The organism is Leclercia sp. 119287 (assembly GCF_009734485.1).
Taxonomy (GTDB): Bacteria; Pseudomonadota; Gammaproteobacteria; order Enterobacterales; family Enterobacteriaceae; genus Enterobacter; species Enterobacter adecarboxylatus_C.
Window position 1 is genome coordinate 2,032,963 of record NZ_CP046445.1, and the last position, 16,908, is coordinate 2,049,870.

The 16,908-nt window shown below is 60.4% G+C and carries 17 protein-coding genes; 6 read left to right on the forward strand and 11 right to left on the reverse strand.

What is annotated here, in order from left to right:
- Nucleotides 1–3: 3 nt before the first annotated feature.
- Nucleotides 4–1,020: an asparaginase gene (gene ansA, locus GNG27_RS09820; protein WP_142489140.1), complete on the reverse strand. Its 1,017-nt coding sequence runs from the start codon at nt 1,018–1,020 to the stop codon at nt 4–6.
- Between the two features lie 59 nt (nt 1,021–1,079).
- Complete coding sequence (gene sppA, locus GNG27_RS09825) at nt 1,080–2,936, reverse strand: signal peptide peptidase SppA (protein WP_156263555.1); 1,857 nt, start codon at nt 2,934–2,936, stop codon at nt 1,080–1,082.
- 164 nt (nt 2,937–3,100) lie between these two features.
- Here sppA and GNG27_RS09830 point away from each other — a divergent pair, with 164 nt between their 5' ends.
- From GNG27_RS09830 to GNG27_RS09840, 3 genes are all read left to right on the forward strand, one after another.
- Complete coding sequence (locus GNG27_RS09830) at nt 3,101–3,652, forward strand: NAD(P)H nitroreductase (RefSeq protein ID WP_156263556.1); 552 nt, start codon at nt 3,101–3,103, stop codon at nt 3,650–3,652.
- 117 nt (nt 3,653–3,769) lie between these two features.
- Nucleotides 3,770–4,813, forward strand: coding sequence for a selenide, water dikinase SelD (selD, locus tag GNG27_RS09835; protein ID WP_156263557.1), 1,044 nt, complete (start codon nt 3,770–3,772; stop codon nt 4,811–4,813).
- Nucleotides 4,814–4,817: 4 nt separating this feature from the next.
- The gene (locus GNG27_RS09840) at nt 4,818–6,722 is read left to right on the forward strand and encodes a DNA topoisomerase III (RefSeq protein WP_156263558.1); all 1,905 of its coding nucleotides are present in this window, start codon (nt 4,818–4,820) and stop codon (nt 6,720–6,722) included.
- Nucleotides 6,723–6,815: 93 nt separating this feature from the next.
- On the opposite strand, the gene gdhA is transcribed toward GNG27_RS09840, so the two are convergent.
- A complete protein-coding gene (gdhA, locus tag GNG27_RS09845) occupies nt 6,816–8,159 on the reverse strand; it encodes an NADP-specific glutamate dehydrogenase (RefSeq protein WP_142489145.1) in 1,344 nt (447 codons plus the stop codon).
- Nucleotides 8,160–8,395: 236 nt separating this feature from the next.
- Here gdhA and GNG27_RS09850 point away from each other — a divergent pair, with 236 nt between their 5' ends.
- Nucleotides 8,396–8,674, forward strand: coding sequence for a YnjH family protein (locus GNG27_RS09850; RefSeq protein WP_142489146.1), 279 nt, complete (start codon nt 8,396–8,398; stop codon nt 8,672–8,674).
- Here the strand turns inward: GNG27_RS09850 and GNG27_RS09855 are convergent.
- Nucleotides 8,634–9,050: a pyrimidine (deoxy)nucleoside triphosphate diphosphatase gene (locus tag GNG27_RS09855; RefSeq protein ID WP_156263559.1), complete on the reverse strand. Its 417-nt coding sequence runs from the start codon at nt 9,048–9,050 to the stop codon at nt 8,634–8,636. The two genes, GNG27_RS09850 and GNG27_RS09855, sit on opposite strands and share 41 nt — an antisense overlap.
- Before the next feature lie 69 nt (nt 9,051–9,119).
- Between GNG27_RS09855 and GNG27_RS09860 the strand changes: the two genes are divergently transcribed.
- Nucleotides 9,120–9,692, forward strand: a complete 573-nt coding sequence (locus GNG27_RS09860) for a carboxymuconolactone decarboxylase family protein (protein WP_197090579.1) — start codon at nt 9,120–9,122, stop codon at nt 9,690–9,692.
- Nucleotides 9,685–10,317 carry a CDP-alcohol phosphatidyltransferase family protein gene (locus GNG27_RS09865; protein WP_156263560.1) on the forward strand — a complete coding sequence of 211 codons (633 nt, stop codon included), beginning with the start codon at nt 9,685–9,687 and terminating at the stop codon, nt 10,315–10,317. Before GNG27_RS09860 ends, GNG27_RS09865 begins: the two co-directional genes overlap by 8 nt.
- Here the strand turns inward: GNG27_RS09865 and GNG27_RS09870 are convergent.
- The 7 genes from GNG27_RS09870 to GNG27_RS09900 form a co-directional block, all read right to left on the reverse strand.
- Entirely contained in the window at nt 10,309–11,616 is a 1,308-nt protein-coding gene (locus GNG27_RS09870) for a rhodanese-like domain-containing protein (protein WP_156263561.1), read from the reverse strand. The genes GNG27_RS09865 and GNG27_RS09870 overlap by 9 nt on opposite strands.
- An 87-nt stretch (nt 11,617–11,703) precedes the next feature.
- Nucleotides 11,704–12,336 (reverse strand): ATP-binding cassette domain-containing protein, encoded by a 633-nt coding sequence (locus tag GNG27_RS09875; protein ID WP_156263562.1) that lies wholly within the window; start codon nt 12,334–12,336, stop codon nt 11,704–11,706.
- Nucleotides 12,336–13,871: an ABC transporter permease subunit gene (locus GNG27_RS09880; RefSeq protein WP_156263563.1), complete on the reverse strand. Its 1,536-nt coding sequence runs from the start codon at nt 13,869–13,871 to the stop codon at nt 12,336–12,338. Before GNG27_RS09880 ends, GNG27_RS09875 begins: the two co-directional genes overlap by 1 nt.
- On the reverse strand, nt 13,844–15,016 hold the full coding sequence (locus tag GNG27_RS09885; protein WP_156263564.1) for an ABC transporter substrate-binding protein: 1,173 nt from the start codon (nt 15,014–15,016) through the stop codon (nt 13,844–13,846). Before GNG27_RS09885 ends, GNG27_RS09880 begins: the two co-directional genes overlap by 28 nt.
- Before the next feature lie 11 nt (nt 15,017–15,027).
- Nucleotides 15,028–15,714, reverse strand: a complete 687-nt coding sequence (locus GNG27_RS09890) for a TVP38/TMEM64 family protein (protein WP_156263565.1) — start codon at nt 15,712–15,714, stop codon at nt 15,028–15,030.
- On the reverse strand, nt 15,715–16,524 hold the full coding sequence (xthA, locus tag GNG27_RS09895) for an exodeoxyribonuclease III (protein ID WP_142489154.1): 810 nt from the start codon (nt 16,522–16,524) through the stop codon (nt 15,715–15,717).
- Nucleotides 16,521–16,823 (reverse strand): hypothetical protein, encoded by a 303-nt coding sequence (locus GNG27_RS09900; RefSeq protein ID WP_156263566.1) that lies wholly within the window; start codon nt 16,821–16,823, stop codon nt 16,521–16,523. The genes xthA and GNG27_RS09900 overlap by 4 nt, the downstream gene beginning before the upstream one ends.
- Between the last annotated feature and the right edge of the window lie 85 nt (nt 16,824–16,908).

Here is a 16,908-nt window from a genome sequence, read left to right on the forward strand (position 1 = left end):
TCCTTATTCGTCTGGCGTCAGTTCGCCACGCAGGTTTTGCATCATCGCCGTACGAATCGACTGCACGTCCAGATCCTGACTCAGTAAGTAGTGAAGTTTAGTCAGGGTGGCTTCTACCGTCATGTCGAATCCGCTCACGACCCCCGCCTGCGCCAGGGCGTTACCGGTGGCATAGCCGCCCATGTTCACCTTGCCGGACATGCACTGGGTCAGGTTTACCACCACGATGCCGCGGCTGCTCGCTTCCTGAAGCTCCTTCAGAAACTCGCCGTTTTGCGGGGCGTTGCCCACGCCGTAGGAGCGCAGGATCAGCGCTTTTACCGGCTGACGCAGGAAATTACGCACCACATCGGCGGAGATACCCGGATAAATGGTCACCACGCCAATCGGCTGCGGCGTAATCGGGTGCACCACCAACTCGCCGGAAGTATGCGGCGCGGGAGGGGTACCGAGGCGGCGGATATGGATCCCGGCTTCCAGCAGCGGAGAGAGATTGGGTGAGGCAAAAGCATCAAAGCCGTCCGCATGCGCTTTGGTGGTGCGATTGCCGCGATACAGGCGGTTGTTGAAGAACAGGCTCACTTCGTTAATCGGGAAGTTGGCCGCCACGTACAGCGAGTTAAGCAGGTTGATCTGCCCGTCGGAACGCAGCTCCGCCAGCGGGATCTGCGAGCCGGTGACGATCACCGGTTTGCTGAGGTTTTCCAGCATGAAGGAGAGGGCCGAGGCGGTAAACGCCATGGTGTCGGTGCCGTGCAGGATCACGAAGCCATCATATTGATCGTAGTGCGCCTTGATGTCGTCGGCGATATGTTGCCAGTCTTCCGGGGTCATGTCGGAAGAGTCCATCAGCGGATCGTACTCGTGGATGGTGAAGTCCGGCATCTCCGGGCGGTGGAACTCAGGCATTAACGCCAGCTGGCGCTGCAGATGACCCGAAACCGGGATATAGCCATTTTCCGAGCGCTGCATACCGATGGTACCGCCGGTATAGGCCACATAGATTGATTTCTTTTGCATGATGTAATGTTCTTGGGCTTCAAAGAAAAATCCCCTCTTCGCAGAAGAGGGGATGGAGATTAACGTACGTTAGCGCAGGTGAGGCAGAACGCGTAGCGGTTTTGCGGATCGTTAAAGGCGGCCAGCTTGTCGCCCTCCGCTTTAACTGCCTTCGCCGCCGAGGCGACCGGCGCCGGCAGATATGCCTGCAGCGCGTCCGGCAGCATGGCTTTGACCGAGCCGGAGAAGCTGTCCATCACCAAATCGATGAAGGTCGGCTCATCCTGATAGAAGTCGATATGCCACTGCTTCAGCTTCGCCAGTTCGGCGGCCTTGGCCACGGCGTCATCGAAATCGCCCAGGTTATCCACCAGCCCGTTGGATTTCGCATCCTGGCCGGTCCAGACGTGGCCCTGGGCAATCTGGTCGATCTGCGCCGGGGTCTGCTTACGGGAGTCGGCCACCAGGCTGATAAAGCGCTTATAGCCGTTCTCAATGCTGAGCTGCATCATCTGTGACACTTCCGGCGGCAGTGCTTTGGTGATGGCAATATCCGCCAGCGGCGAGGTCGCCACGCCGTCGGTATGCACGCCCAGATAGTCGAGGCTGTTCTCTACGGTGTTAATGACGCCGAAGATGCCGATGGAGCCGGTCAGGGTGCTTGGGTTCGCCACGATGTAGTTCGCCGGGGTCGAGATCCAGTAACCACCGGATGCCGCCATGCCGCCCATGGAAACCACCACCGGTTTACCGGCGGCGCGGGCCGCTGACAGTTCCGCGCGGATCACTTCCGATGCGCTGACGCTGCCGCCCGGGCTGTTCACCCGCAGGACAATGGCTTTCACTTTCGGATCGAGACGCGCATCGCGGATCTGTGCGGCGGTGGTATCACCCCCGACGTTGCCCGGCGTCTCTTCGCCATCCATGATCGCCCCGTTAGCGAAGACCACGGCAATGCTGTCACCGGTATCGGCCGGTTTTTTCGCCTGATAATCATAGAAGCTGATGGCGCTGTAGTTCTTGTCCTCTTTGCTCCAGCCGAACTGCTTAGTCAGGGACTTTTCAATTTCGGCGCTGGAGCCCAGGGCATCCACCAGCTTGCTGTTCAGCGCATACTTCGCGGTATCGCCATCGACTTTACGCAGCCCATCCAGCACGCCCTGCGCACCCGGGAAGACCTGCTCCGGAGCGATCTGGCGGTTGGCGGCGACGGTGGCGAGATAGTGCTGCCACAGCTCGCCAATCCAGCGGCTATCCGCTTCACGGGCGGCAGGAGACATATCGTCGCGGATAAACGGCTCTACGGCAGATTTATAGGTCCCGACGCGGAAGACATGGGTCGTGACTTTCAGCTTATCGAGCAGCGATTTGTAATAGAGGCCATTGGTGGCGAAACCGTGCAGATCGACGGTGCCCTGCGGCGAGAGCCACACTTTATTGGCAAAGCTTGCCAGATAGTACTGCCCCTGGCTGTAGTTATCGCCCACCGCAATCACCGGTTTGCCGCTGTCGCGGAACTCACGCAGCGCTTTACCGATGTACTGCATGGAAGGCTGATCCGCTCCGGCAAAGTTCTTCAGATCCAGCACGATGCCGGTGATGTTGCGGTCATCCTTCGCCTGACGAATAGCATCGACGATATCGAACAGCGAGTTTTCCTGCAGACGGTCGCTGCTGGCGCCAAACAGCTGGCGGCCCAGTACCCCAAGACGGTTGCTGGTGGAGGGTTTATCGACCACGACCCCTGCGATATCCAGCAACAGCGCGCCGCGCCCGGCGCTCTGAGCCTGGTTGTTGGTGCTGAGGTGCATCCACACGCCCACGCAAACCATCAGAATAAGGATGAAGAAAATGTTCATCACCAGATTTCGGACGAAATTCAGCAGACGCCACGTCCATTTAAAAAAGCCGGCAAACAGTCGCCAGAGGGTTCGCATGTATTCTCCCTGTCCAGATAATTACCTTCCCGTCGCCACTGGACGGTGTTGTCGGGCTATCGTAATGACCCGACCGCCACTTGTCAGCAGGAATCGCCTGCCACGCTGTAACAAAATCTGCCGTCGTGTTAATTTTGAGTAAATTTCAAGACAGGAGTAACCCCATGGATGCACTCGAACTGCTTGTTAACCGCCGAAGCGCGGCGCGTCTGACCGAGCCCGCCCCGGCAGGCGAACAGCTGGACAACATTCTTCGCGCCGGGATGCGCGCCCCGGATCACGGCACCTTACAGCCGTGGCACTTCTTTATCATAGAGTGTGAAGGACGCGAGCGCTTCAGTACCCTGCTGGAGAAAGGGGCCGTGGCCGCCGGACAGGATGAAAAGGCGATTGAAAAAGCCCGCAACGCGCCGTTCCGCGCGCCGATGATTATCGCCGTGGTCGCCAAATGCCAGCCGCAGCACAAAGTGCCGGTGTGGGAGCAGGAGATGTCTGCCGGCTGTGCGGTAATGGCTATGCAGATGGCTGCCGTCGCCCAGGGTTACAACGGTATCTGGCGCAGCGGCGCATTAACCGACAGCCCGGTGGTCCGCGAAGGCCTGGACTGCGGCGCACACGACAAAATCGTCGGTTTCCTCTATCTGGGTACCCCGCAGCTGAAAGCCTCGACCACCGTCTCCGTGCCCGACACCGGGTCGTTTGTCACTCATTTCTGATCCCCGGCGCAAAAACTGTCTGGATCCTGAACAACTGCCGCAGAATTCAGACAGTCATACTTATCACTTAATGGAATGAGCGCTAACATAGTGCAATTGTAATGAAAGGAGATTGTCATGAGCGAGCAAGCCATTCGTTTAACGCAATACAGCCATGGAGCCGGTTGCGGTTGTAAAATTTCCCCCAAAGTGCTGGAAACCATTCTGCATAGCGAGCAGGCGAAGTTTGTCGACCCGAACCTGCTTGTGGGTAACGAAACCCGCGACGATGCCGCGGTCTACGATTTAGGTAACGGCACCAGCGTTATCAGTACCACCGATTTCTTTATGCCGATCGTCGATAACCCGTACGACTTTGGGCGCATTGCCGCCACCAACGCTATCAGCGACATCTTCGCCATGGGCGGAAAGCCGATCATGGCGATTGCGATCCTCGGCTGGCCAATTAATACCCTGGCCCCGGAGATCGCCCGCGAGGTGATCGAGGGCGGACGCTTCGCCTGCCAGCAGGCGGGGATCGCCCTGGCGGGTGGCCACTCCATTGATGCCCCGGAGCCCATTTTCGGCCTGGCGGTCACCGGTGTGGTACCGACGGAACGCGTTAAACGCAACAGCACCGCCGAAGCGGGCTGCAAGCTGTTCCTCACCAAGCCGCTGGGCATTGGCGTGCTCACCACCGCCGAGAAAAAATCCCTGTTGCAGCCGGAGCACAAAGGGCTGGCAACGGAGGTGATGTGCCAGATGAACCTCGCCGGTGCCGCCTTTGCGAACATTGAGGGCGTGAAGGCAATGACCGACGTCACCGGCTTTGGCCTGCTGGGCCATCTGAGCGAAGTGTGCCAGGGGGCAGGCGTGCAGGCCCAGGTCTGGTATCAGGACGTGCCGAAGCTGCCGGGCGTGGAAGACTATATTGCCCAGGGTGCCGTGCCGGGCGGCACGCAGCGTAACTTCGCCAGCTACGGCCACCTGATGGGCGAGATGCCTGCCGAGTGGCGCGATCTGCTGTGCGATCCCCAGACGTCCGGCGGCCTGTTGCTGGCGGTCACGCCGGAGGCAGAAGCCGAAGTCCAGGCGACCGCCGCTGAGTTCGGTATCACCCTGACCGCCATCGGCGAGCTGGTGACCGCCCGCGGCGGCCGTCCGATGATTGAGATCCGTTAATTCAATGCGGTTATTTATTGCCGAAAAACCCAGCCTCGCCCGGGCGATCGCGGATGTGTTACCCAAGCCGCATCGCAAGGGCGATGGCTATATCGAGTGCGGGAACGGGCAGGTGGTCACCTGGTGTATCGGTCACCTGCTGGAGCAGGCCCAGCCGGACGCTTACGACAGCCGCTACGCGCGCTGGAATCTCAACGATCTGCCCATCGTGCCGGAAAAGTGGCAGCTGCAGCCGCGCCCGACGGTCACCAAACAGCTCAACGTCATTAAGCGCCTGCTGAATGACGCCGCAGAAGTGATCCACGCCGGTGACCCGGACAGGGAGGGGCAACTGCTGGTGGACGAGGTGCTGGATTACCTGAACCTCTCGCCAGAGAAACGCCGCCAGGTGCAGCGCTGTCTGATCAACGATCTCAACCCGCAGGCGGTGGAGCGTGCCATCTCGCGTCTGCGATCCAACAGCGAGTTTGTGCCGCTGTGCGTCTCCGCCCTGGCTCGCGCCCGCGCCGACTGGCTGTACGGCATCAACATGACCCGCGCCTACACCATTCTCGGGCGTAACGCCGGTTATCAGGGGGTGCTCTCGGTGGGTCGCGTGCAGACTCCGGTGCTGGGGCTGGTGGTGCGCCGCGATGAAGAGATCGAGAACTTTGTCGCCAAAGATTTCTTCGAAGTGAAAGCCCACATCGTTACCCCGAAGGACGAACGTTTTACCGCCATCTGGCAGCCGAGCGAGGCCTGCGAACCTTATCAGGATGAAGAGGGGCGCCTGCTGCATCGTCCGCTGGCCGACCACGTGGTGACCCGTATTGAGGGCCAGACCGCCGTCGTCACCAGCTATAACGATAAACGGGAATCGGAACCTGCTCCGCTGCCGTTTTCCCTTTCTGCCCTGCAGATCGAGGCGGCAAAACGCTATGGCCTGAGCGCGCAAAACGTGCTCGATATCTGCCAGAAGCTGTATGAAACGCACAAGCTGATCACCTATCCGCGTTCCGACAGCCGCTACCTGCCGGAGGAGCATTTCGCCGGACGCCACGCGGTGCTGAACGCCATTGCCGCCCACGCGCCCGATTTACTGCCGCAGCCGGTGGTCAATCCGGATACCCGCAACCGCTGCTGGGACGATAAGAAGGTGGATGCCCACCACGCCATCATCCCGACGGCGCGCAGCAGCAAGGTCAATCTGACCGAGAACGAATCGAAGGTCTATAACCTCGTCGCCCGTCAGTATCTGATGCAGTTCTGCCCGGATGCCCTGTTCCGCAAGTGCGTTATTGAGCTGGAGATCGCCAAAGGCAAGTTTATCGCCAAGGCGCGTTTCCTCGCCGAAGCGGGCTGGCGCACGCTGCTGGGCAATAAAGAGCGTGACGAGGAGAACGACGGCACGCCGCTGCCGGTGGTGAAAAAAGACGACGAACTATTGTGCGAGAAGGGCGAAGTGGTGGAGCGACAGACCCAGCCGCCGCGACACTTCACCGACGCCACGATCCTCTCAGCAATGACCGGTATTGCCCGGTTTGTGCAGGATAAAGATCTGAAGAAAATCCTGCGTGCCACCGACGGGCTGGGGACGGAAGCGACTCGCGCCGGGATCATCGAGCTGCTGTTTAAACGCGGTTTTCTGCACAAGAAAGGGCGTTATATCCACGCGACGGATGCCGGAAAGGCGTTGATCCACTCCCTGCCGGAGATGGCCGCCCGCCCGGACATGACCGCGCACTGGGAGTCGGTGCTGACTCAGATCAGCGAAAAACAGTGTCGTTATCAGGATTTTATGCAGCCGCTGGTGGGCACGTTATTCGATCTGATCAACCAGGCGCGGAATACCTCGGTCAGAGATTTTCGCGGCATGGTTGCGCCGGGTGGCGACAAGAAGAAAAAGTTTAAGAAGAAGAGTGCGGCCTGAGGAGTTGCCGGGTGGCGGCTACGCCTTACCCGGCCTGCAAAAGCACGAACCGTAGGCCGGGTAAGCGCAGCGCCACCCGGCACAGCCACAGAATCAGATCACACCCTGACCCATCATCGCATCCGCGACCTTCACAAACCCGGCAATGTTCGCACCGCGGACATAGTTGGTCTGCTTCTCTTCTCCGCCGTACTCGACGCAGGCGTGGTGAATATCCAGCATGATGTGATGCAGACGCGCATCCACTTTCTCGGCTTTCCAGCCCATACGCGCGGCGTTCTGCGCCATCTCCAGACCTGAGGTTGCCACACCGCCGGCGTTTGCCGCTTTACCCGGTGCGAACAGCACGCCAGCCTGCAGGAACAGGTCGGTGGCTTCGATGGTGGTTGGCATGTTAGCCCCTTCCGCAACCGCTTTTACGCCGTTGGCGATCAGCTGGTGCGCTGCATCAATATCCAATTCGTTCTGGGTGGCGCATGGCAGGGCGATATCAACCGGCACGGCCCACGGCTGTTTGCCTTCAAGGTAGGTCAGACCGAATTCGCGGGCATAATCGGCCACGCGACCGTCACGGCTGGCTTTGATTTCGCACAGGCGCGCCAGTTTTTCAGTGGTGAAGCCTGCTTCATCAACCACGGTGCCGCTGGAGTCGGAGGCGGTGATCACCCGGGCGCCCAACTCCATTGCTTTCTCGATAGCGTACTGGGCCACGTTGCCGGAGCCGGATACCGCGACGCGCATCCCGTCGAAGCTCATACCGTGACGCTTCAGCATCGCTTCAGTAAAGTAGACCAGACCGTAACCGGTGGCTTCCGGGCGGATCAGGCTGCCGCCGAAGGAGAGACCTTTCCCGGTGAAGACGCAGGCGCTGTTGTTGGAGAGTTTTTTCATCATCCCGGCCATAAAGCCCACTTCGCGCCCGCCCACGCCGATATCCCCGGCCGGTACGTCGGTATCCGCGCCCAGGTGACGATACAGTTCGGTCATCAGCGCCTGGCAGAAGCGCATCACTTCGCCTTCGCTCTTGCCTTTCGGATCAAAATCGCTGCCGCCTTTGCCGCCGCCCATAGGCAGGGTGGTCAGGGCATTTTTAAAGGTTTGTTCAAAGCCGAGGAACTTCAGGATCGACAGGTTAACCGACGGGTGGAAACGCATCCCGCCTTTGAACGGGCCGATCGCGGAGCTGAACTGGACACGCCAGGCGCGGTTGACCTGGACCTGATTGCGGTCGTCCACCCATACCACGCGGAACTGGATCACGCGTTCTGGTTCAACCAGGCGTTCAAGCAGGGACATCTGACGATAGCGGGGGTTTTGTTCCAGAAATGGCCAGAGGGTGGTCATCACTTCACGCACGGCCTGAGCGAATTCACTCTGATTCGGATCGCGCTGTTGAACACGGTTTAGAAAGGATTCAAGGGAGCAAGCCTGGTCCATAACTATAAGTTCCTCTAATATTTTGGGATTATTTTATTTGTAACAAATATATGCATGATGTTGTGTTTTTCGACTATACCACCCGATGGGCTTTGTGACGCAAGCTAAATTTCGCCCTCAAGTTAAATTCATTAAACGCGCCGGGTCATAATAAAAAACGATGATCGGCGGGATTAAAGTTTGTCGGCAGGTTTACCGTTATAGTCATTGTCAGGACACAACAGGAAGAGACGTCTATGAAGCGTATTGTAATGGCTGTTTTGCTTGGGGTTTTCGCGGCCGGCAGTCAGGCCGACCAGCGATTTAGTACCGGGGGTGTGGATGTGAATATCCCGCCGGAGATCTTCAGCTCCAGCGGTCAGCGCCCGCCGCCGTGCAACCAGTGCTGCATCTATCAGGATCAGAACTATTCAGAAGGATCGGTGGTAAAAGCCGAGGGCGTGTTGTTGCAGTGTCAGCGCGATCCGCAGGCGATCAGCACCAATCCGCTGGTCTGGCGTCGTGTAAGAGAATAAAGGCTTCCAGCAGAGGAATATCCGCTGGGGCGAGATCGTAGCCCAGCGCCTCGCGCGGGGAGCACCACACCAGCTGGCTGTGGTAGTGCGTTTCGGGCGTGCCGGTAAACGTCGGGACGTGCCAGGCGTGCAGGTTAATCAGCCGCAGGGATACTTCCCGCTGGTGGCTGGCGATATACCGCGCGGGCCGGGCCTCGATGCCCAGCTCCTCGCGCAGCTCGCGCGCCAGGGCCTCGGGCTGCGTTTCCCCGGCCTCCACTTTGCCGCCGGCAAACTCCCACAGTCCGGGCTGATCCGCATGCAGCGGGCGCTGCGCCAGTAAAATCTTGCCATCCCGTTCGAGAATAGCGCAAACAACATCGAGTGTTTTTAGCATGGTCGTCAATAATGGTTAAGAGAGAAAGCGTTAGGATCTACGTACTTATTAGCGACCAGGGAGCATCCTGTGAAAGAGTTACCACCAGCCTGGGTTAAACCCATCGAATCCATCCCCGCCAGTCTAACGCCAATCGCCAGGATGCAGAAAAAACATTATGGCGCGGTGCTCAATCCGCTGCGCTGGTGGGGGAGAATGCCCCGGCTGTTCTGGCTGGTGGCGCTGTTTGTCGGCTTTCTGGAGCGCAAAAAATCGCCTCTCAACCCGGTGCTGCGTTCGCTGCTGATGACCCGCGTCTCGCAGGTGTGCCACTGCGCGTTCTGCATCGATGCCAATGCGCTGCGTCTGGCGGAACGCTGCGGTGGTCTGGAGAAGGTGCAGGCCGTCGCGACATGGCGCGACAGTCCCATATTCAGCGATGAAGAGCGTGCCGCGCTGGCCTATGCCGAGGCGGTTACTGCCACCCCGCCGGTGGTGGACGATGCCCTCAAAGCGGCGTTGCGCCAACACTTCAGCGATGAGGCGATCACGGAGATGACCGCACTGCTCGCGTTTCAGAACCTCTCTGCGCGCTTCAATGCCGCGCTGGATATCCCTTCGCAAGGGTTGTGCGCCATGCCCGGAGAAAAACACGATGCTTGACCGTCACCTCCATCCGCGCCTGAAACCGCTGCTTAACCGGCTGGTGATGACGCTGGATAAACCGGGGATTGCTCCGGACGGCATTACGCTGATCGGCTTTGCTATGGGAGTGCTGGCCCTGCCGTTTCTGGCGCTGGGCTGGTATCTGGCGGCGCTGGTGGCGATTGTGCTGAACCGGTTGCTGGACGGGCTGGACGGGGCGCTGGCGCGGCGGCGCGGGTTAACCGATGCCGGGGGCTTTCTCGATATCGCCCTCGATTTTCTCTTTTATGCTCTGGTGCCCTTTGGCTTTGCCCTGGCGGATCCTGTGGTGAATGCGCTGCCAGCCGCCTGGCTGCTGTTCGCCTTCATCGGCACCGGCAGCAGCTTTCTGGCGTTTGCGGCGCTGGCGGCGAAGCACAACATCGACAATCCGGGCTACGCCCACAAGTCGTTTTACTATCTGGGCGGGCTGACGGAAGGAACAGAAACTATTCTGCTGTTTGTGCTTTGCTGCCTGTTCCCGGCGCACTTTGCGTGGCTGGCCTGGGTGTTTGGCGCGTTGTGCTGGCTCACCACCGCAACGCGCATCTGGAGTGGCTATATGACGCTGAAGGATGTTCAGCGCCAGCCGGGATCAGAGTGAGCTCTCTGGCCCGCGTTCACCGGTCGCCACCGGGTTCTGCGGGTTACTGCTCCATTCGTACCAGCCGCCGTCGTAAACGCCGACATTTTTCCAGCCCATCGCCCGGGCATACATGAAGGTTTCTGATGCCCGCCAGCCGGTGCCGCAGTAAAAGGCCACCTGCTGGTCCGGCAGAATGTTCCACTGCTTCCACATGGCGGCGATATCGTCAGCGCTGCGCATGGTGCCATCCGGATTATGGAAATCTTCCATATGGGTCGAGTCGCTCCCGGCATGACCCCAGCGTGCGCCCGCGATCTCACCTTTTGGCTTGATATAGCTGTAGCCGCTGGTCACGCCGGTAAACTCCGGCCATGAGCGAACGCTCACCAAAGAGGCATCCTTACGATGCAGCAGGCCGCGGGCCTGTTCGGTATTCAGCATCAGCTGCGGCTGACCGGGGATCGGCGCGCCAAAATCGGCCGCTGGCGACACTTTGCCTGGCGTCCCGCGTTCGACCGGCAGGTTTGCTTCGCTCCAGGCCTTCCAGCCGCCATCCAGCAGGCGCACATCTTTCACCCCGGCGTACAGCATGATCTGCGCCACGCGCGCGGCGGCATAGACGTCGCGGCCGTAGAGGATCACCGTGGTGTCATGGCGGATCCCATGTTTTGCCAGCATCGCCTTCAGATCGGCATCGGAAACTTTGTTCCACAGCGGCTCGCTTTCCACCTCGTTGGTGTCGATATAGCCTGCGCCGGGAATATGGCTCAGCAGATAAAATTTAGGTGCGCCCCAGGCGGCTTCAATCACTTTCCACTCCCCGGCAGGGGCGGCGGTCACCGTCTTGCCCTGCTGGAGCTGGTTCAGCCACTGCGGGTAGACCAGCTGTTCGAAGTGGGCGAGGCGCTGGAGACGCGCCGGGTTTTTCAGGGCATCGCTCAGCAACGTGACCTGGCTGAAACCCGCCTGATTCAGCCAGGCCTGGACGGCCTGGTTATCGCTGTCGCTGCCGTATAAGGCAACCGGAGTGGTCGGGGTCAGCTGATGCTGCGACGCCCAGGCTTTCAGCTGGGTCTCGTTCATCGCTCCCAGCCAGCTGGCGGAAAGATTAAGGGCGGCAGGCTCGTGGCCGGATGGGCCGTTCAGGGTCTGCGGCCAGCCGTTGTAAAAGGCGCTGGCGCGGGTATCAATAATCGAACCTTGCTGCTGCTGAAGCTTCGTCAGCGTCAGGGAGTGCGCCATGTCAGCGGCCAGGGTTGAAAAAGAGGCGAGACCTAAAGCGGCGGTCAGCGCGGTCAGGTGAGAAACACGTTTCATCGAAATGCCCGATCGTAAAAAAATGAGACGTGATTGTGGCAATCTGCCGGACAAAAAACGTTGCGTTTGCGCAGGATGTCACGGGATTCACTGCCAGCCTGCCATCGGCAGCATCTGCCCATTCGCGGGAATATCGTCGTCATCGTGCGTCACCAGTACTACCGGGATCCGCCGGGCACGCACTTCGGCAAACACCCAGCGGCGAAACTGGTCGCGCAGATTTTTATCCAGACGGCTAAAAGGCTCGTCGAGCAGCAGCGCCTGGGGTTGAGCCAGCAGGGCGCGGAGCAGGCTCACCCGGGCGCGCTGGCCGCCGGAGAGCGTGGCGGGATCGCGACGAAAGAAGCCGCTCAATTCCGCAGCGTCCAGCGCGTCGTTAACCTGCTGTATGCGCGCCTCGCCTTTGACCGCCGCCGGGAGCGCCAGCAGCAGATTCTGCCCGACGCTGAAGTGATCGAAGAGCAACGCATCCTGAAACAGCAGCCCGAGCCCCCGCAGCTCGGTGGGCAGGGTGTCGCAGCGCCGGGAATTGATCCACAGCTCTCCGGCAGCGCGAAAATCGCCGGGCAGAGCCCCCACCATCCAGGCAAACAGCGATGATTTCCCGCTACCGGAAGGGCCCATCAGGGTGAGTATTTCGCCAGGCGGCACCTCGAAACTGACGTTGTGCAGCAGCGTCGTCTGGCGCAGCGAGAGCGAAACATCCTTAACTATCAGCATTAACGTAACCCCTGTCGAAAGCGGCCCACCAGCCGGGAAAGCAGGATGCAGGCGGCAAAGACCAGCATCGGTAGCAGCAGCTGCCACAGCGCCTGGGCCGCCAGCACGGCGCTACTGCCGCCGCTGCTGAGCGCCACGGCGTCGGTGGTCAGCGTGGCGTACCGGCCGCTGCCCAGCCACAGGGTGGGCAGATACTGCGCCATACTGACGGAAAATCCGACCGCAAAGGCGGTTAGCGCCGGACGGATCATCTGCGGGCATTTGACCAGCCAGAATATTTTAAGCGATCCCCAGCCGAGGGTGCGGGCGATCAGGATCAGGCGCGGATCGAGTCGGCGCCAGGCCGGCTGCATCACCAGCAGCATCCACGGCAGCACCCACAGTAAATGACCCCACAGCACGGCAATCCACTCTCCGTCGAGCTGCATCAGCAGCGCCAGCTGATACTGTCCGGCCACCAGCGGCAGGGCGGGGAGCGCCAGCGGTAGCCAGACCCAGAAGCCCCCGCGCTGCGGGCCCCACTCCAGCCAGAGCAGGATCATTCCCAGCGCAAGCGCCGCCGAACAGAGACCCAGCGACAGGCTCACCGCCGCCGCGTCGCGGGAGACGCGGGCATCGCCCGCCACCAGCACCAGGATCGCCACGCTGACGAGGCCCGCCAGGGGCAGCAGCAGGGCGCAGGCGCGTCCCACCCGCAGCGGGCGCGGCGTCGGGCGATCCCCGGAGACGTCCGGGATAGTGCGTTTCCAGCGTCGCCAGCAGAGAAACAGCGCGACGGCGATCGGCTCCAGGATGATCAGCAGGATCGCACAGACCAGCATCCCTTTGGCCTGCTGTTGTGTATCCCCCTGTGAAAGCCACTGCCAGGCCAGCACGGCGAGGGTAGGAGGGTTTCCCGGTCCGAGGATCAGGGCCACGTCCACCACCGACAGCGTCCAGGCGATCGTCGCCAGCATCACCGCCCCCAGCGCGGGGGCAATGGCGGGCAGGATCAGCCAGCGCAGCGCCTGCCAGCGGCCATAGCCCAGCGAACGCAGCACGGTCACTTTTTGCACCAGATCTTTTTCCGGCAGCGAGGCGTAAATCGCCCAGAGAACAAACGCGCTCTCCTTGATAGCGAGGGTCAGGCCAAGGCCAATTCCGTAGCGATCCAGCACCGGGGAGCAGAACGAACAGAGGCGGTAGAGCTCGCCGCCTTCGGCAAAAATCAGCAGCACGCTGACCGCAAACGCCACGTGGGGGATCGCCAGCAGCCAGGGCAGGTGGTTGCACAGCCGTCGCCAGCGGCTGCCGGGCCACAGCGCGGCCACCACCGCCAGCGCCAGCAGTAGCGCCCCGACGGCGGCAATCAGGGTGGACACCAGGGTGGCGATCAGCGCCTGCGGCAGCTGCGGATCCGCTGCCAGAGCCCGCCAGTTCTCCAGGGAGAAGATCGGCGGTAACAGCAGGGCAACGGCGGGCAGCAGCGGCAGATACACCGCCGCCATCAGCAGCCAGGCGAGCCCGCTTAGTGGGTGCCGTAGCGACGCAGCCATTCCTGCTCCAACGCGTTAACCCAGGCGGCGTGCGGTTCCGCGAGCGTGGCCGGGAGTCCTGCCGGGATAAACTGACGCAACGCTGCGGCCTCAGCGGCAGGCAAGGTCTGTGGATCCAGCACGCTCGGATCGCCCCAGTTGGCGGGATCCGCCTTGCGGATCTGCGCCTGCGGGGAGAGTAAAAAGTTAGCCACGACCTTCGCGCCCGCGCTGGCAGAGGCATTGGCCGGGATCGTCACAAAGTGCACGTTGCCGATCATCCCCTGTTGAAAACCAAAGCTGTAGCTGTCAGCGGGCAGCTCGTTGCTGTTCACTTTTTGCCGCGCGTGGGCCGGGTTAAAGGTGATGGATAGCCCTAAATTGCCACTTGCCAGCAGGGCATCCATCCGCGCCGGTGACGGCGGGAAATCTTTACCCTCGCGCCACAGATGGGGATGCAGCTTATCCAGATACGCCCACAGCGGGGCGGTGACCGCAGCGAAACTGGCGTTGTCCGGCAGCTGCTTCAGCGCCTCCGGCAGGGTGGTTTGCGTCAGCAGGAGCTGTTCCAGAAACGCGGTGCCGGTAAAGTCGGGCGGTCGCGGATAGGTGACGGTACCGGGATGTTGGGTGGCGTACGCCAGCAGCGCCTGCGGGTCCGACAGCGGTTGCGGCAGGGTCTTGCGGCTGGCGATAAAGGTGAGCTGGGCGCTGCCCCATGGCGACTCAGCCCCCTCGGTCGGAATAGCGAAATCTTCCGTCACCGGTTTAGTCGTATCCACATAGCGCCAGTTGGGCAGGCTTTGTGCCCATCCGGTCTGCAGCAGCCCGGCGGTTTTCAGGGTGCGGAAGTTCTCGCCGTTGACCCACAGCAGATCGACCGAGCCGTTGGTTTTACGCCCGGCGCTGGCCTCGGTCTGGATGCGTTTTACCGCGTCGGCGGCATCCGCCAGACGGACAATCTTCAGGGTAATGGCGTAGTGGGTTTTCATCTCGCCGCTCACCCAGTCCAGATAGCGGTTTACCGCCTCATCGCCGCCCCAGGCGTTAAACCAGACGGTCTTGCCCCGGGCCTCCTCTTTAGTTTTCTGCCAGCTGTCATCAGCCAGCGCCGGCCCTGCCATCAGCAGGCCGGTTAACAACATGCAAAAACGCGCACGGCGCATAATGCCCCCTGTTATGGAGAAGTGCGGGAAAAGCGGGCAAACAGCCAGCGGGTAATCAGCGGCAGCAGTCCCAGTAACGTAAAGGCGAAAACCACGCCCGGCGAGAGGATATCACGCAGCGAGGCGATCTGCCCTAACTGGTGGCCGGCATTGAGAAAAACCACCGCACCGGGCAGCATCCCGAGCTGGCTGACCCACCAGTAGCGCCGTACCCCGAGGGTCGTCACCCCGGCCAGCAGGTTGACCATAAAGAAAGGAAACAGCGGCATCAGGCGCAGGGCAAACAGATAAAAAACCCCGTCGCGGGCAACTCCGTCATTCACGGTGCGCATCGGCCCGGCAAAGCGGCGCTGCACCCAGTCGCGCAGCAGATAGCGGCTGACCAGCATCGCCAGCGTGGCGCCAAGCGTGGCGGCGAAGGAGACCAGCAAAATCCCCGGCCAGAGGCCGAACAGCGCCCCGCCGAGCAGGGTCAGCAGCGCAGCCCCCGGCAGCGACAGGGTGGTGACCAGCACATAGAGAATGAAAAAGAGCGCGGCGCTTTGCAGTGGCGCCTGCTGGCAGTAAAGCAGCAGCGCCTGATGCCGGGCCTGAAGATTTTCCAGCGTCAGGACGCCGGGAGGCAGTTGCGTATAAATAACAACAAATGCGCCCAGAAGGGCGCACAGAAGTGTGATTTTACGGACGTTTGCCGCCATTCATTTTACGTCGAATGTCGCCCATACCGGGGCGTGGTCGGACGGTTTTTCCATGCTGCGGATCTCGTAATCGATCCCGGTTTCAATGCAGCGCTCTGCCAGCGGCGCGCTTGCCAGCAGCAGGTCGATGCGCAGGCCGCGGTTATCGTCAAAGCCTCTGGAGCGGTAATCAAACCACGAGAAGCGATCCTGGGTCTCCGGGTTGGCGTGGCGGAAGGTATCCACCAGACCCCAGTCCATCAGACGCGCCATCCACTCGCGCTCTTCCGGCAGGAAGGAGCACTTCCCGGCGCGGAGCCAGCGTTTGCGGCTGTCTTCGCCGATGCCGATATCCAGATCGGTATGGCTGATGTTCATGTCACCCATGATCAGCACCGGATTCTCTTTGTTCAACTCGGTTTCGAGGAAGGACTGCAGATCCTGGTAGAACTTCTCTTTAGCCGGGAACTTCAGCGGATGGTCGCGGCTCTCGCCCTGCGGGAAGTAGCCATTGATCACGGTGATGTTGCCCAGCGGCGAAGGAATTTCCGCCATGATGATGCGGCGCTGGGAATCTTCACCGTCCCCCGGGAAGCCGCGACGCACCGAGACGGGCGTCTCTTTAGTGAGCAGCGCCACACCGTAATGGCCTTTCTGGCCGTGATAAAAGACGTTGTAACCCAGTTTTGCCACCTCTTCCAGAGGGAACATATCGTCGTGAACTTTTGTCTCCTGCAGGCCGATAACGTCAGGCTGATGCTGCTCAACGATGGCTTGCAGTTGATGAGGACGGGCGCGCAGGCCGTTGATATTAAAAGAGACAAATTTCATAGTCGCTGCCAGTGCAAGGTGAATAGTGCAAGGATGGTAGCAGAATTTCGTTGGGCTGACTGCCGCCGCTGCGTATGTTCCAGCCATTTCTGCGATAGATCGTACTGACAGTGCAATTTTTGCACCGATCTGGCGCGTGATGCCCTGCGATGGCGCGTAAATGGACCACAAATTTCGCGAGCGATCACAATTCCAGAATTATATTTGGCTTCTGCATAAAACAGCTGTTTTTCATCCGGCAAAGCCGCGCTTGTTGTAAAAATATTCACTTTATATGCAATAACAGTGAATAACTCCATATCGTAACCTGTTGATATTACGTTCCCCCATCCCGTTTATGCATTTTTATCGCTGGCTGGCACGATCGCTGCAATCTACATTTAC

Coding starts and splice junctions, on each gene's coding strand:
- ansA (WP_142489140.1), bottom strand. CDS start 1,020: ATGCAAAAGAAATCAATCTATGTGGCCTATACCGGCGGTACCATCGGT.
- sppA (WP_156263555.1), bottom strand. CDS start 2,936: ATGCGAACCCTCTGGCGACTGTTTGCCGGCTTTTTTAAATGGACGTGG.
- GNG27_RS09830 (WP_156263556.1), top strand. CDS start 3,101: ATGGATGCACTCGAACTGCTTGTTAACCGCCGAAGCGCGGCGCGTCTG.
- selD (WP_156263557.1), top strand. CDS start 3,770: ATGAGCGAGCAAGCCATTCGTTTAACGCAATACAGCCATGGAGCCGGT.
- GNG27_RS09840 (WP_156263558.1), top strand. CDS start 4,818: ATGCGGTTATTTATTGCCGAAAAACCCAGCCTCGCCCGGGCGATCGCG.
- gdhA (WP_142489145.1), bottom strand. CDS start 8,159: ATGGACCAGGCTTGCTCCCTTGAATCCTTTCTAAACCGTGTTCAACAG.
- GNG27_RS09850 (WP_142489146.1), top strand. CDS start 8,396: ATGAAGCGTATTGTAATGGCTGTTTTGCTTGGGGTTTTCGCGGCCGGC.
- GNG27_RS09855 (WP_156263559.1), bottom strand. CDS start 9,050: ATGCTAAAAACACTCGATGTTGTTTGCGCTATTCTCGAACGGGATGGC.
- GNG27_RS09865 (WP_156263560.1), top strand. CDS start 9,685: ATGCTTGACCGTCACCTCCATCCGCGCCTGAAACCGCTGCTTAACCGG.
- GNG27_RS09870 (WP_156263561.1), bottom strand. CDS start 11,616: ATGAAACGTGTTTCTCACCTGACCGCGCTGACCGCCGCTTTAGGTCTC.
- GNG27_RS09875 (WP_156263562.1), bottom strand. CDS start 12,336: ATGCTGATAGTTAAGGATGTTTCGCTCTCGCTGCGCCAGACGACGCTG.
- GNG27_RS09880 (WP_156263563.1), bottom strand. CDS start 13,871: ATGGCTGCGTCGCTACGGCACCCACTAAGCGGGCTCGCCTGGCTGCTG.
- GNG27_RS09885 (WP_156263564.1), bottom strand. CDS start 15,016: ATGCGCCGTGCGCGTTTTTGCATGTTGTTAACCGGCCTGCTGATGGCA.
- GNG27_RS09890 (WP_156263565.1), bottom strand. CDS start 15,714: ATGGCGGCAAACGTCCGTAAAATCACACTTCTGTGCGCCCTTCTGGGC.
- xthA (WP_142489154.1), bottom strand. CDS start 16,524: ATGAAATTTGTCTCTTTTAATATCAACGGCCTGCGCGCCCGTCCTCAT.
- GNG27_RS09900 (WP_156263566.1), bottom strand. CDS start 16,823: ATGGAGTTATTCACTGTTATTGCATATAAAGTGAATATTTTTACAACA.